Source organism: Exiguobacterium sp. E4787, assembly GCF_018618375.1.
In the GTDB taxonomy this organism is placed as follows: Bacteria; Bacillota; Bacilli; order Exiguobacteriales; family Exiguobacteriaceae; genus Exiguobacterium; species Exiguobacterium chiriqhucha.
In genome coordinates this window covers 88,295-101,277 of record NZ_JACSLY010000007.1, presented here as the reverse complement: position 1 = coordinate 101,277, position 12,983 = coordinate 88,295, and the positions used below count along the sequence as shown (strand labels likewise).

14 protein-coding genes are annotated in these 12,983 nt (G+C 53.5%); 7 read left to right on the top strand and 7 right to left on the bottom strand.

The window, feature by feature from the left end:
• Positions 1 to 197 precede the first annotated feature (197 nt).
• From KNP80_RS09570 to KNP80_RS09540, 7 genes are all read left to right on the top strand, one after another.
• Entirely contained in the window at positions 198 to 1,697 is a 1,500-nt protein-coding gene (locus tag KNP80_RS09570) for a multicopper oxidase family protein (RefSeq protein WP_251130362.1), read from the top strand.
• A gap of 26 nt (positions 1,698 to 1,723) precedes the next feature.
• Entirely contained in the window at positions 1,724 to 2,305 is a 582-nt protein-coding gene (locus KNP80_RS09565) for a YdhK family protein (RefSeq protein WP_214720342.1), read from the top strand.
• Between the two features lie 452 nt (positions 2,306 to 2,757).
• Complete coding sequence (locus tag KNP80_RS09560; RefSeq protein WP_353047990.1) at positions 2,758 to 3,459, top strand: peptidoglycan DD-metalloendopeptidase family protein; 702 nt, start codon at positions 2,758 to 2,760, stop codon at positions 3,457 to 3,459.
• Between the two features lie 203 nt (positions 3,460 to 3,662).
• Positions 3,663 to 4,829: a sensor histidine kinase gene (locus KNP80_RS09555; protein ID WP_251130363.1), complete on the top strand. Its 1,167-nt coding sequence runs from the start codon at positions 3,663 to 3,665 to the stop codon at positions 4,827 to 4,829.
• A gap of 76 nt (positions 4,830 to 4,905) precedes the next feature.
• Positions 4,906 to 5,052, top strand: a complete 147-nt coding sequence (locus tag KNP80_RS09550; RefSeq protein ID WP_021066172.1) for a hypothetical protein — start codon at positions 4,906 to 4,908, stop codon at positions 5,050 to 5,052.
• 49 nt (positions 5,053 to 5,101) lie between these two features.
• Positions 5,102 to 5,254 (top strand): hypothetical protein, encoded by a 153-nt coding sequence (locus KNP80_RS09545; RefSeq protein WP_214720343.1) that lies wholly within the window; start codon positions 5,102 to 5,104, stop codon positions 5,252 to 5,254.
• Positions 5,255 to 5,335: 81 nt separating this feature from the next.
• Positions 5,336 to 5,683 carry a hypothetical protein gene (locus tag KNP80_RS09540; RefSeq protein WP_214720344.1) on the top strand — a complete coding sequence of 116 codons (348 nt, stop codon included), beginning with the start codon at positions 5,336 to 5,338 and terminating at the stop codon, positions 5,681 to 5,683.
• Between the two features lie 98 nt (positions 5,684 to 5,781).
• Here KNP80_RS09540 and KNP80_RS09535 read toward each other — a convergent pair whose 3' ends face one another.
• The 7 genes from KNP80_RS09535 to KNP80_RS09505 all read right to left on the bottom strand — a co-directional run bounded on the left by KNP80_RS09535 (position 5,782) and on the right by KNP80_RS09505 (position 12,933).
• Entirely contained in the window at positions 5,782 to 6,471 is a 690-nt protein-coding gene (locus tag KNP80_RS09535) for a glycerophosphodiester phosphodiesterase (RefSeq protein ID WP_214719380.1), read from the bottom strand.
• 1 nt (position 6,472) lies between these two features.
• Positions 6,473 to 7,783: an ABC transporter substrate-binding protein gene (locus KNP80_RS09530; RefSeq protein ID WP_214719378.1), complete on the bottom strand. Its 1,311-nt coding sequence runs from the start codon at positions 7,781 to 7,783 to the stop codon at positions 6,473 to 6,475.
• A 15-nt stretch (positions 7,784 to 7,798) separates the two neighbouring features.
• A complete protein-coding gene (locus KNP80_RS09525) occupies positions 7,799 to 8,608 on the bottom strand; it encodes a carbohydrate ABC transporter permease (RefSeq protein ID WP_214719377.1) in 810 nt (269 codons plus the stop codon).
• Positions 8,605 to 9,510 carry a carbohydrate ABC transporter permease gene (locus tag KNP80_RS09520; RefSeq protein ID WP_214719375.1) on the bottom strand — a complete coding sequence of 302 codons (906 nt, stop codon included), beginning with the start codon at positions 9,508 to 9,510 and terminating at the stop codon, positions 8,605 to 8,607. Before KNP80_RS09520 ends, KNP80_RS09525 begins: the two co-directional genes overlap by 4 nt.
• Positions 9,507 to 10,598, bottom strand: coding sequence for an ABC transporter ATP-binding protein (locus KNP80_RS09515; RefSeq protein ID WP_214719374.1), 1,092 nt, complete (start codon positions 10,596 to 10,598; stop codon positions 9,507 to 9,509). The genes KNP80_RS09520 and KNP80_RS09515 overlap by 4 nt, the downstream gene beginning before the upstream one ends.
• Positions 10,595 to 11,191: a glycerol-3-phosphate responsive antiterminator gene (locus tag KNP80_RS09510; protein ID WP_214719373.1), complete on the bottom strand. Its 597-nt coding sequence runs from the start codon at positions 11,189 to 11,191 to the stop codon at positions 10,595 to 10,597. The genes KNP80_RS09515 and KNP80_RS09510 overlap by 4 nt, the downstream gene beginning before the upstream one ends.
• Positions 11,192 to 11,445: 254 nt before the next feature.
• Entirely contained in the window at positions 11,446 to 12,933 is a 1,488-nt protein-coding gene (locus KNP80_RS09505) for a cryptochrome/photolyase family protein (RefSeq protein ID WP_214719371.1), read from the bottom strand.
• Positions 12,934 to 12,983: the final 50 nt, after the last annotated feature.

The following is a 12,983-nucleotide window of genomic DNA, read 5'->3' as shown; positions in this document are numbered from 1 at the left end:
CCGGTATGCGAGTCATGCGCTTCCCCGTGTTCATGATGAGATGACGCGTGGTGTGAATGTTCCACGTTGACCACCTCCTATGTATACCATATACCCCTATATAGTATATAAAAACTTATTTTCCGTTTAACAAATATTTCATAACTTGTTGGTATAACTAAATAGGCTCTCGCTTTTAACCGAAAGGATGATGCCTTATGAACCGCGTAACGAAATGGGTCATTGGGATGGGTATAGTCAGTATCGTGATTGGATTGTTCTTGCTTTTGTTCACGTTTGCTCCTGGAAACTGGATGATGGGCAACGGTTCATTCATGGGAGATCGAAACGATGGTGGCATGATGCATGGCAACGGCGGGATGGGACGTGGGGGTACCGTCGAGCTCGTCGCGTCGAACGAACCGAATCAACGACTCCCCATCCCGGAACGGCTACGACCTGACCGTGTCACGGACGAGGCGCTCTATTATACGGTTCGTACCGAACGTGGCGAGCACCGATTTTTCAATCAAGGTGTCAGTACCGAGACGCTCGGCTATAACGGGAATTTGCTCGGACCGATGATTGAATTACCAGCTGGAAAGACCGTCTATATCAATACAATCAATCAGCTCGATGAACCGACCTCGTTCCATTGGCACGGTCTCGTCATCCCGGGAGCCGAAGACGGCGGACCCCATCAATCGATTGCCCCGGGTGAACAAAGACAAGTTCGTCTCGATATCGACCAAGAACCGGGCACACTCTGGTTTCACCCGCATCCGATGGGCGCGACGGCCGAACAAGTATACCTTGGTTTGGCCGGACTCTTGTACGTGACGAACCAAGCGGAGACCGGGTTGCCGAATGAATACGGTGTTGATGACATCCCGCTCATCGTTCAAGACCGTCTCTTCACAGCCGACGGACAACTCGATTACGACCGCCAGATGAACGTCGATGGGACGGTCGGTGATACGTTGATTGCGAACGGAGCAATCAATACAACGTTCGACGTGACGACGAACACGTTACGCGTCCGTCTCGTCAACGGCTCTAACGCCCGGAATCTCGACTTCTCCCTATCGAACGGGGAGGCGTTCACTCAAATCGCGACTGACGGCGGGTTGCTCGACCAACCGGTTTCGCTTGAGACGTTGACGCTCACACCTAGTGAACGGGCCGAGATTTTAATCGACTTTTCCGACTTGTCGCTCGAGGACGACCTCGCTCTTCAAGCGGACGGAATCCCGTTCACGACGTTCACGGTGCGTGACCACATCGAGCAAGATGGCGACTGGACGGATGCTTTCACGGAAGCCCCTGTCGCTAACGAGGCGAGCGCGGCCGATCGCCGGCTCACGTTGTTCGGGATGGGCAATATGGTGACGATTGACGGCAAACAGTTCGACCCTGACCGGATTGACATTAACGTCCGGCAAGGCTCGACCGAGGTGTGGGAAATTTATAACAGAGAAGACATGATGGGCGGGATGACCCACCCGTTCCACGTCCATGGCGTCCAATTCCGGATACTTGAACGGGACGGCAAGCCTCCGCCTGACAACGAACGTGGCTGGAAAGATACGGTCGCCGTCGCACCGGGCGAGAAAGTGAACATTGAAATGACGTTTCAAGAGACAGGGACGTTTATGTATCACTGCCACATCCTGGAGCATGAAGAAAACGGGATGATGGGACAATTGAAAGTAGACTAATCACACTTTACTTGGAGGGAATATGAATGAAATGGAATAAGAAACTCGGAATGATGACGATGGCACTCTCACTGAGCGGTTTACTCGTTGCTTGTGGTGAAGACGACACGACGAATAATGATACGAACATGAATGATCAAATGGAAGAGACGATGGACGGGAACGACCATTCAGGAATGGACATGTCCGGGTCTGGTGACGTCCCCGAAGGCTTGAAGTCAGCAGAGAACCCGACGTTCGCGGTCGGCGACACGGCCGTCATCACAGAGGCCCATATGCCTGGCATGGAAGGCGCGGAAGCGACCATCGTCGGCGCCTACGATACGGTCGCCTACAGTATCTCGTACGACCCGATGCACGGAGGCGAGCGCGTCAAAGACCATAAATGGATCATTCATGAAGAGATTGAAGGTGCACAGGACGACCCGTACGAGGTCGGCGATGAGGTTGAAGTCAATGCCGAGCATATGAGCGGTATGGGCGGCACGACTGCTACCATCGATTCTGTCGAAGAGACGACGGTCTATATGGTCGACTTCACGTTAGAATCCGGCGAAGAAGTGACCAACCATAAATGGGTCACCGAGGAAGAACTGTCGGCACTTTAATCAAAACGTTTGTCGGAACGTGGTCACACCTTCTCAGTAAGAGCAGGCAAGTGAAACCGGGGCACATGCCTCGGTTTTTCTTATGTATGGGACGAAGCATTTCAAGGAAGCAACTGACAAAAGGGATTGATTCTCATCGGCCCTTTTTTATTTAGGCTAAACTAATTAAAATTACCCTGTTTTTCAAAAGCTAAACTACGAGAAATCGGAGTTTTTTTGAATTTTAGGCATATATTCTTTTACCAACAAAACGTTGCATGTCTCATTTTCGTTGATATGACTGGACTTTCTCTAATACACAATCGTTTTCATAACGATTATACTTTTTTGAAATATAAATGACATATTAGAATCTATTTTTTGATGGTAAAATTTTTTATAAGGTAATTATCATTGTTCTGTCGCATTGTTCCATAATTGAAAGGATTTACCATACTATGAAAAAACAACTGATGACGATCACATTAGGCGCCCTTCTTGTTTCCGGCTTGACACTTCCCGCTTCGACACCGGTAGAGGCAGCTACATCGTATAAAGTCAAAGTCACGACGAATGTTTTGAACGTGCGGAGCGGCCCATCGACGTCTTATCAAAAAGTCGGCAGTGCCAAACTCGGCCAAACGTTCACCTATCTCGGCGCGACCGGTTCATGGACAAAAATCAATTATAACGGCAGTACAAAATACGTCTCGAGTACATATGTTAAAAAATATAGCAGCACGTCACTCCAAACAGCGACAGCGGGCAAGTTCTTGATTCCTGCGAAAGGCACGTTGACGCAAGGGTATGGCCCGGCGAGCGGCAAATACGGCTACACGTTCCATAACGGCATCGACTTGGCGGCCGCGAAAGGCACGACAGTCCAAGCTGGAGCATACGGTGAAGTCATCGTCGCCCGTAACTATGGAGCGTACGGTAACCACGTCATGATTTCGCACACGATCAACGGTCAAGCGTACACGAGCGTCTACGCCCATATGGATCGTTTGAACGTCGTCAAAGGACAAAAAGTCGCCAAAGGCGCGAAAATTGGAACGGTCGGCAACACCGGCAACTCGTTCGGAAGCCACCTTCATTTCGAAATCCATAAAAATAAATACGTCTACAGCAGCTCGACGGCTGCCAATAGTGTCAACCCGTATACGTTGTTCTAATCCTACCACCTTCCTCTAACATACGAGGAAGGTGTTTTTTCCTAGAATCGTGCGCATTCCGTCCGACTATCCCGGTTGTGACCCATTTCTAGCTAGGTCTATGGGGGGTATAGGGAATCATCGGCGAATATCGTATAATAAAGGAGTATGTCGATATTACTTTACGTATATATATAGCTTTATATCGAAGGGAGGTTCGCGCGATGACTCGAAAGTCATTCTATCCGGCTCGCCGGTACCATGGGCGCTCGACGGCTAAACGAATGAACCAGATTCACGCACCCCAGTCGTTACCGATTCATTCACTTGTCGAAGAAGTTCAAGATGCGGTCTGTTATATCGACTTCACACGGAACCATCTGTATTCGAACGAACAGCTTCGCGCCATCTGTCCTTCGATGGTCAACCAGCGTTTCTCGCGCCCAGAAGACATGACCCGGTTCTTCCACGAAGCGTTCGAGCGGAACGGCGCAGATATGAACGATGTAACGCTGATTTGGGAAGAACTCATGACGAACCGGTTCGGCTGTTGCCCGAGCATGGATGCGAAGTCGCTCCGCATCGGCGAGCGCACGATGCAAGTCATTGTGAACTTCACACATACGCCGCGCGGCGCATTCCTCATGTGGCGAGACATCACCGACTCGATCCGCTTCGAGGAGCAGAAAGACGCCTTCTTGGCCGAACTGTCCCACGAGTTCCGTTCCCCGCTCACGGCCATCAACGGTTACGCGGAGTTGCTCATGTACCAACATGGCGATGACGAGAAGACGCATGGGATGTTGACGCTCGTCAAACGGGAGGCCGAGCGGCTCGAGCGGCTCGTCGATAATTTCCTCGACTACCAGCGTGTGAACTATTCCGTGGAGTTATTGTCGTTGTCGACGTTCGACTTGCGACCATTGCTCGAGGACATCGTCGTGCACTATCAAGCGACGGCCCCCCAGCATGACGTCATCTTGTCCGCGGATGACATGACCCTCGAGGCCGATCAGGAGAAGCTGTTGCAACTGCTCCATAACTTGATCGGCAACGCGATCAAGTATTCGCCGAACGGCGGCACGGTCTACGTCGAGCTGACGAACGAAGACGACACGTATGTCCTGTCGGTCCGTGACACCGGAATCGGCATCCCGAGTGACGCCATCCCGTATGTGTTCGATGAGTATTACCGGGTCGACTCGGATGCACACCGCCCGATCAAAGGGACCGGTCTCGGCCTTCGCATCTGTAAACGGATCGCCGAAGCGCACGGCTGGGGCATCCATGCCGACTCCGTGTACGGGGAAGGCACGATGTTCTCCATCTACTTATATCCCAATAGCTCAACGCATGCGACATCACTCACCGAACGAGAGACGTCCGACTGACAGGACCGTCTTTTTTGAATGAATCACCTTTAAAGCGGGAACAGACGAGAAGAGAGACGTAGAAAGGATGATTCGCATGAAACGTCAACGTGGCTTTTTGGCACTCCCGGTCGCCGTCGCCTTTATTCTCATTTTCGGGCTGTTGTTCGACAACTGGTGGCTCGGACTCGGGATTGGCATCGCGATGTTCTTCGCGTTCCAAGGGACGAAGAAGAAGGCTTGAAACTTTTTGAGGCGGCGCCCGTAGTAACTGGACAAAGGAGGCATGCTCCATGTCCAATAAACAAACGACCGGCAGCTACGCCTTTCCGATCGCCCTCGGCGTCGGTGTCTCGACTGCCATCGCGCTCGATCACTACTTGATTGGACTCGCAATTGGCGTCGGGTTGTATTTTGCTTTTAGTGCTTCGCCGAAGAAGACATGACAAAGACCGCTTCATTGAGCGGTCTTTGTCATATTTACTCGGTAGCAGTTGATTAATCTCATTTAAGGAAGGCTGATGTAGATGGCATCTAACAAACCTACACCCAAGTCTCAACTCGCTTTTGCGTTACTCCTGTTAGGAGGTATCTTTTTCCTTCTTCATGAGGTAGATCAGCGAGAAACTTTTTTGAACGAAACGTTAACTGAGCATTTTTCAATCGATCAGAGCGCCTATGATGTCGAGTTCAGCATGAATCAATTTGGGTACTTATATCGCTTGAATTTCGAGGACGAAAACAGAGTCGAGTATGAATTTTTCGTCAAAACCAATCAAGAGAAAGAGTACGTCGTCACCTATTATGGACATAATTCAAAAGGCGATTCACCTTTGAAAGAAGATGAATTTACCACGTTGAACAAAGAATACTAAATTTAGAGAATTGCCATGAGAAGAGGCCAGCTGATGCGAACACGTCGCGCCAGCTGGCCTCTTTCTTACATATCGATTGAGTTATATCCAGCCTCACTTCAATGACGCAACCTCGATTGGAACCGCTCGACCTCGTCCGTCATGATGGCGTCGACACCAGTCATGTCCGGCAACTCGCTCGGATTGTTGATTGTGTAGAGGCGAAGCAACCGATTCTGTTCGCGAATCGTCGCCGCGTCCCTCGTCCCGATAAACTTCGGTTGGGCATGGACCGCCTCGGCTCCGACCCGTTCGACGAGCTCAATCAAGTGCGGATGACCGTCCCCAGTTAAGACGGCGATTCGCGCCTCGCGGGCGACGTCCCGCAACCGGACGAGCGTGTCCGGGTTGAACGAGGAGAAGACGACACGCTGCTCGAGCTTGAACTCGGTGACGGCGAGCCACGTCAAATACTCGATTCCTTCATAATCAAATTGATCTGTCTTCAGCTCGATATTGAGCGTGACGTCGGACGGTTCAATCAAGACGAGTACTTCCTCGAGCGTCGGGATCCGTTCCCCGCTCTCCGTCCGGAGCAAGCGAAGCTGTCGAAGCGTCATATCTTTGACGAAGCCGCTGCCGTTCGTTGTCCGGTCGACTGTCTCGTCATGGATAACGACGAGGCGTCCGTCGCGCGTCAATTGGACATCGAGCTCAATGCCGTCGACGTGAGGTAACGCCGCCTTGAACGCACTGATCGTGTTCTCCGGATACTTGGCGCTATAGCCGCGATGTGCGTAAATCAACATATCATTGCCCCAAGGTGGAAGTCGTCTCATCGGCCGCACGCTTCAACGCGTCCTTGACCGAAACACCTTGATACAGGCTCTCCATGGCATTGACGACGCTTTGGCGGGACTGCGGGAACGTCGAGATGAGTGCGCCTTGTGTCGCCGGTGAAGCTTTCGTCTCGCTCAATTGATCGACTGTCACTTTCAATTGCGGATACTCAGCCCACATCTCTTTGACGACCGGCTCGTCATATGCTTCCGGGTTGATGGCGAAGTAGCCCGTCTCGACGTGCCACTTGGCCTGTGCTTCTTTCGATGCCGCAAACTTCATGAACTCCCATGCACCCTGTTTCGTCTCATCAGCGATGCCGTCACCCATCCAGAGTGAGGCTCCGCCAATGATGACACCTTCCCGATCAGCTTCGTTCGGGACCGGTAAGTATGACGCCCCGACCTCGAAGTCGGCGTTGTCCGCGACGGTGCGAATGCCGGCCGACGAGTCGAGATACATGGCAACTTTCCCTGATTGGAAAGCGGCACGCATGTCGTCCCAGTTTTGACCGACGTTCATAAACGTCTTCTCGTCATACATCTCTTTAATCAAGTTGAAGGCGTTCTGCCCCTCTTCCCCATCGAAGACAGCTTTCGTCGGTGCCCCGCTACGGCCATTGTCATTGTCGACATAGAGCCCGCCTTGCGCGGCGACGAGTTGCTCGAAGAACCAACCGTAGTTGAGCATCGTGAAGCCGGTCTGCCCGTCGGTCGTCAGTGCCTTCGCAGCTTGCTTCAGTTCGTCATACGTGCGCGGCGCTTTCTCTGGGTCGAGACCCGCTTTTTCAAACGCGTCTTTGTTGTAGATGAGCACCGGTGTCGAAGAGTTGAACGGCATCGAATACTGCTTGCCGTCGACTTGGTAATAGCTCAAGATGTTCTCTTCCCAGACGCCCGTATCGAAGTCCTCTTTGTCGATGAACTCCTGAACCGGCGTGATTTTGTTCGAGTCAATCATATATTTCGTGCCGACCTCGAACGTCTGCATGATGGCCGGTGCGTCCGGTGACCCTGCGACGGCGTTGAACTTCGTGAGCGCCTCTTCATACGTGCCTTGGAACACCGGTTTCACTTCATAGTCGTCCTGTGACTCGTTGAAAGCGTCGACTTGGTTGTTGAGTGCGGTCTCTAAGTCCCCGCTCATCGCGTGCCAAAACACGACTTCTGTCTTCCCATCCGTCGTCGTGGTCGCCGCTGCCTCTTCCGCTTCTTGACTGCCACATGCCCCGAGCAATAACACCGAACTGGCCAACCCTGCGAATAATGCTTTCTTTTTCATGAACGTTTCCCCCTATTATTTGATCGCACCTTGCGTCAAGCCTTCCTGTAACTGCTTTTGTCCTGCGAATAACAGCATCAGCGTCGGGATGATGATCAAGATGACCGCCGCCATGACGACACCCCAATCCGAGGCGACCTCGTTCGACTGCATCTGCTTAATCCCGATTTGCACCGTGCGGGCCTGCTCCGTGTTTGTCACGAGGAGCGGCCATAAGTACATGTTCCATGTCGTCAAAAAGCTGTATACCGACAGGGTGACGAGCGGCGTCTTCGACACCGGCAAGACGACGTTCCAAAAGAAGCGGAAGCGGCTGATGCCGGCGATTTGTGACGCCTCATACATCTCGTATGGAATCGTCTTGAACTGTTGCCGGAGCAAAAACGTCCCGAACGCGAGCGCGAAGAACGGCACCGACAGCCCCCAAACCGAGTTGAGCCAACCGAGCGACTGGATTGTCAAGAAGTTCGGTACCATCGTCGCTTCCCAAGGCACCATCATCGTCGCGAGGAAGAGCATGAAGATGAGCCCTTTCCCTTTGAAATCGATGAAGACGAACGCGAAGGCGGCAAGACTCGATAAGACGACTTGGCCAACCATGACGATGAGTGCGACGACGAGACTGTTCCATAAATACGTTATGAGCGGGATGCGCTCGAACGCAGCGACATAGTTGTCGAACGTGACGTCACGCGGGATGAGGTTTCCTTTTAACACCTCACTCCCGTCCATCAGACTGATTGAGAACGCGTAGGCGATCGGGAACAGCATGACGACGGCGCTCAAGACGAGGAGCGTATACGTGACTACTTTCCGGAGTGTCATTGGTAATGCACCTTCCTTTCGACGAGCTTGAACTGGAGCCACGTCAATGTCAGGACCGCGAGGAACAAGAGCACGGCCTGCGCACTCGCCCCGCCGACGTTATAGTTGATGAACGCATCTTTGTAAATGGCGTAGACGATGACGTTCGTCGAGTTCGTCGGCCCGCCTTTCGTGAGTAAATCAATCTGCCCGAACGTCTGGAACGCGTTGATGAGCGAGATGATGCCGACGAAGAAGAGCGTCGGAGACAGCATCGGAATCGTGATGGCCCGAAGCTGGGTCCAATATCCTGTCCCGGCGATGTCCGCACTCTCGTAAAGCGTCCGGTCGATGTTTTGTAGGCCGCCGAGGAGAATCAAGAACGTGAATCCGATGTTCATCCAGACGGTTGCGAGCGACACCGACAGGAGCGCGTACTGCGGGTCGAGGAGCCACTGCACCCCGCTTGCCCCGACCGCTTCCAAGAAACGATTGAAGATGCCGATCGACGGGTTGTACATAAACATCCAGATGACCGACGAGGCAGCGACGCTCATCCCCATCGTCGCCGAGAACGCCGTCCGGAAGATGCCGATGCCGCGTAACTTCTCATTGGCGAGCAGCGCGAGTCCGAGCGCGATGACGATTGTGAGCGGCACGGTCAACAGGACGAAGCCGACCGTCGCCTGAATGCTCTGCCAAAACGAGGCGCTCGTGAACAGTTTGGCGTAATGCTCGCCCCCGACATAACTGAGCGGCGTTCCTTGTGTATCCGTTTGAAAGAAACTCAAGTAAATCGTCCGGAACAGCGGATAGACGAGGAAAATCCCGAATAGCGCGATCGACGGGGATAAGTAGAGTAGCCCGCTCGTCGCGTCCGATAATCGAGTCCGGACGCGTTGTCTCGGAAGGGCAACCGTCATTGGAACACCTCCAACGCCTCGAACAGTTTCGGTTGCCGCGGTTCAATACGATTGCCGTTCGTATCAAACAAAGATATCTGTTTCGGGTCGACGTGACAGGCGATTTTCTCCCCGATCGACAGCGGCCATTGTCCCGGCCATTTGGCGAGCCATTCGACGCCGCCCATATCGAAGGCGAGAATCGTCTCCGTGCCGAGCACCTCGACGTTCTTCAGCTCGGCATAGAACGTGACATCCTCTTGCGCAGGCGTGATTTGTTCCGGGCGGATACCGAGCGTCGCCGTGTCTTCTCGCGTCAGCGTGTTCGGATGGAACAGGCGTCCGTCCGAGGCGGCCCAACCGTTGTCCGTCCGTTGTACCGGTGTGAGATTCATCGGCGGTGACCCGATGAACGAGGCGACGAACGTATTCGCCGGCTTATTGTACAAATCGAGCGGTTGACCGACTTGTTGGACTTCACCATCGTTCAACAGCATCATCCGGTCGGCCATCGTCATCGCCTCGACTTGGTCATGGGTGACGTAAATCATCGTCAGCTTGAGCTTCCGTTGCAGCTGTCGGATCTCCGAGCGCATTTTGGCCCGAAGTTTCGCGTCCAAGTTCGAGAGCGGCTCGTCCATGAGGCAGATCGGTGACTCGGTCACGATGGCTCGGGCCAAGGCGACACGCTGGCGCTGTCCGCCTGAGAGCTCGCGCGGCTTCCGCATCAAATAGTCGGTCAGTCCGAGCGCCTCGGCCGCCGCTAGGCATCGTTCGCGTTGCTCGAGCTTCGTCAGTCCTTTCGTATGTAAGCCGAACGTGATGTTCTTCTCGACGGTCATATGCGGATAGAGCGCATAGTTTTGGAACACCATCGACAGCTGTCGTTCGCTCGGTTTCAAGTCGTTCGCGGCGACGCCGTCGATGCGGAGCGTCCCGCTTGTGATGGACTCAAGCCCGGCGATCATTCGCAACATCGTGCTCTTGCCGCAGCCCGACGGTCCGACGAGGGCGAAGAATTCACCGGCCTCGATGGTGACGTCGATACCGCGGATGACTTCTGTCTCGTCATATGCTTTTTTGATGTTCTGCAGTTGAATCGATTTCATATGATTTCCTCCTTCATTCCTTGCGACGCCCAGAGCCGCTCGTCCCCGGTCGAGACGGCGAACGCCCCATGAGACAGTGCTTCATGCACGTGAATCGGCTTCCGGATCATCCCGCCCGTCACGATCGGCAGCGAGACGTGTTCGGCGACATGTTCGATGACGCTCGGGATCAGGCCCGGCATCAATTCGAGCGCGTCCGGCTGTTGGTCTTTCGCCATCTTGATGCCTGACGAGATGGCGTCCGAGTCGACGAGAAACAGACGCTGCACCGTCATCAGTCCGGCCCGTTTGGCATGTTGGATGACAGATGCCTTCGTCGTCACAATCCCATCGGCCCCGACCCGTTTTGCCAAATAGTCGATGCCGTCCCGGTCGAGGCTGATGCCGTTGATGCGTTCGGCGTGCAGGAACACGGTCCGATTCTCCTGTTTCAAATGGGCGACGTAGCGGTCGAGTGTGCTGAGCGTCCCCATCATGAGGAACGTCGTCGTCACGTCCGATTGCAGGAACTTCTCGAGTTGTTTCGGTGATTTGATGGATGCGATCATCTTCTCTTGTCCGATCGTGCGCAGCGCTTCATTCACTTGAATCATCCTTCCCTAGAAAAAAGGACCAACAGAAACATGACGTCACGGACGTATGGGCTTCTGTTGGTCTCTCGAATGTTCTACCAGTTGCTATTCACTTGGCATGTGGGGTCTCACAAGTCATATCGTACCGGATGAATGTAAAGCGGTCGTGAAGGACGTGCAAAAGTTTGTGAAGACGACGTAAAAAAAACGACTCATCATGAGTCGGTTTTGTAAATTCATTCGACGATACAAGCTCATCCTTCAGGCGCCTCCGTTTATAAAGAGTCAGTCTGGGCGAGCGTCTGTCTCGCCTTCGCCAAAATGTCGGCTTTGACGGCATCATCGCGGCCTTGCCAGTTGCGAACCATCATCTTCATGCGCTGGTTCTTCGCGAACCGCTCCTCGTGCTTGTCGATGAAGTTCCAATAGAGCGCGTTGAACGGACAGGCATATTCTTCCGTCGTGTGTTTTGGGTTGTACATGCAGCCTTTGCAGTAGTCGCTCATCTTGTCGATATACTTGCCCGAGGCGATATACGGCTTCGTCGCCAACTTCCCGCCGTCGGCATGGAGCGCCATCCCGAGCACGTTCGGCAACACGACCCAATCGTAGGCGTCGATATACATCTCGTTGAACCAGTCGCTCGTCTGCTGCGGTGACACCTCGAACAGCGTCGCGAAGTTCCCGAGCACCATGAGCCGCTGGATATGATGGTTGTGTGAACGCTCGATGACCGGCTTTACGCTCTGATGGACGCAGTGCATGTCTGTCTCGGCGTCCCAGAAGTAATGCGGCAAGTCGCGCTTATGCTTGAACGTGTTGACCGACTCGTACCCCGGCATCGATGCCACATAGACGGCGCGCATATACTCTCGCCAACCGAGGATTTGACGGACGAACCCTTCGACCGAGGCGAGCGGTGCGTCCGACTCCACCGCCGCTTGGACGACCTCATCCGGAGTCAGCAGTCCGACGTTGATGGCTGCGGACAACAGGCTGTGTGACATCTCTTGATTGTCCGACAACATCGCGTCTTGATACGGACCGAACGTCTCGAGTCGCTCCTCAACGAACCGTTTCAATGCCCGTCGTGCCTCACTGCGCGTCACCGGCCAAACGAACGGCGTGATGTCCCCCGGATGGTCAGCGAAATCACGATTCACTTTTTCGATGACGTCTTTTGTGATCGCGTCTGGTCGGAAATGAATTGGTGCTGGGAATGTCAGCCCGTCTTTCGGTGGCTGGCGGTTGTCCGCATCGAACGACCATTTTCCACCGCGCGGTTTCCCATCCTCGAGCAATATCTCAAACCGCTTCCGCATTTGGCGATAGAACCTGTTCATCCGCCATGGCCCGCTGCCGAGCGTGTCGACCGCTTCCTGTTTCGTTAAATAGAAGAGTGGTACGTCCGAATGTTCGACGAGCTTGTGTTTTTGACCGAACTGTTTCAGTTTTTTCTCCATCGCGGCGTCGGTGACGGCCGTGTAATGGATTTCTTCCGGTTCATATCGTGTGAAGTGGTCGTCCCATGAGCCCTGGAACGAGTCAGCCTCGTGATAGTCGACCGTATAGCCTTTGTCGCGCAACTCCTCGGCGAAATGACGCATCGCCGAGAAGATGAGGACGAGCTTCTGTTTATGGTACGGCCGCCACATCGCCCGGGATGTCGCCTCGATCATCACGATGACATCATCCTCCTCGATGTGTCTGACTAGCTCAAGCTCGTGTGACAACTGATTGCCGAAAATCCAAAAGGAACGCATCGATTCAACTCCCCTCTTAAAATGGTTATGCTACACTCAATTTACAACTG

What these genes read in the sequence shown, in the direction of transcription:
- KNP80_RS09570 (WP_251130362.1), top strand. Translation starts at nt 198, where the DNA reads ATGAACCGCGTAACGAAATGGGTCATTGGGATGGGTATAGTCAGTATC.
- KNP80_RS09565 (WP_214720342.1), top strand. Translation starts at nt 1,724, where the DNA reads ATGAAATGGAATAAGAAACTCGGAATGATGACGATGGCACTCTCACTG.
- KNP80_RS09560 (WP_353047990.1), top strand. Translation starts at nt 2,758, where the DNA reads ATGACGATCACATTAGGCGCCCTTCTTGTTTCCGGCTTGACACTTCCC.
- KNP80_RS09555 (WP_251130363.1), top strand. Translation starts at nt 3,663, where the DNA reads ATGACTCGAAAGTCATTCTATCCGGCTCGCCGGTACCATGGGCGCTCG.
- KNP80_RS09550 (WP_021066172.1), top strand. Translation starts at nt 4,906, where the DNA reads ATGAAACGTCAACGTGGCTTTTTGGCACTCCCGGTCGCCGTCGCCTTT.
- KNP80_RS09545 (WP_214720343.1), top strand. Translation starts at nt 5,102, where the DNA reads ATGTCCAATAAACAAACGACCGGCAGCTACGCCTTTCCGATCGCCCTC.
- KNP80_RS09540 (WP_214720344.1), top strand. Translation starts at nt 5,336, where the DNA reads ATGGCATCTAACAAACCTACACCCAAGTCTCAACTCGCTTTTGCGTTA.
- KNP80_RS09535 (WP_214719380.1), bottom strand. Translation starts at nt 6,471, where the DNA reads ATGTTGATTTACGCACATCGCGGCTATAGCGCCAAGTATCCGGAGAAC.
- KNP80_RS09530 (WP_214719378.1), bottom strand. Translation starts at nt 7,783, where the DNA reads ATGAAAAAGAAAGCATTATTCGCAGGGTTGGCCAGTTCGGTGTTATTG.
- KNP80_RS09525 (WP_214719377.1), bottom strand. Translation starts at nt 8,608, where the DNA reads ATGACACTCCGGAAAGTAGTCACGTATACGCTCCTCGTCTTGAGCGCC.
- KNP80_RS09520 (WP_214719375.1), bottom strand. Translation starts at nt 9,510, where the DNA reads ATGACGGTTGCCCTTCCGAGACAACGCGTCCGGACTCGATTATCGGAC.
- KNP80_RS09515 (WP_214719374.1), bottom strand. Translation starts at nt 10,598, where the DNA reads ATGAAATCGATTCAACTGCAGAACATCAAAAAAGCATATGACGAGACA.
- KNP80_RS09510 (WP_214719373.1), bottom strand. Translation starts at nt 11,191, where the DNA reads ATGATTCAAGTGAATGAAGCGCTGCGCACGATCGGACAAGAGAAGATG.
- KNP80_RS09505 (WP_214719371.1), bottom strand. Translation starts at nt 12,933, where the DNA reads ATGCGTTCCTTTTGGATTTTCGGCAATCAGTTGTCACACGAGCTTGAG.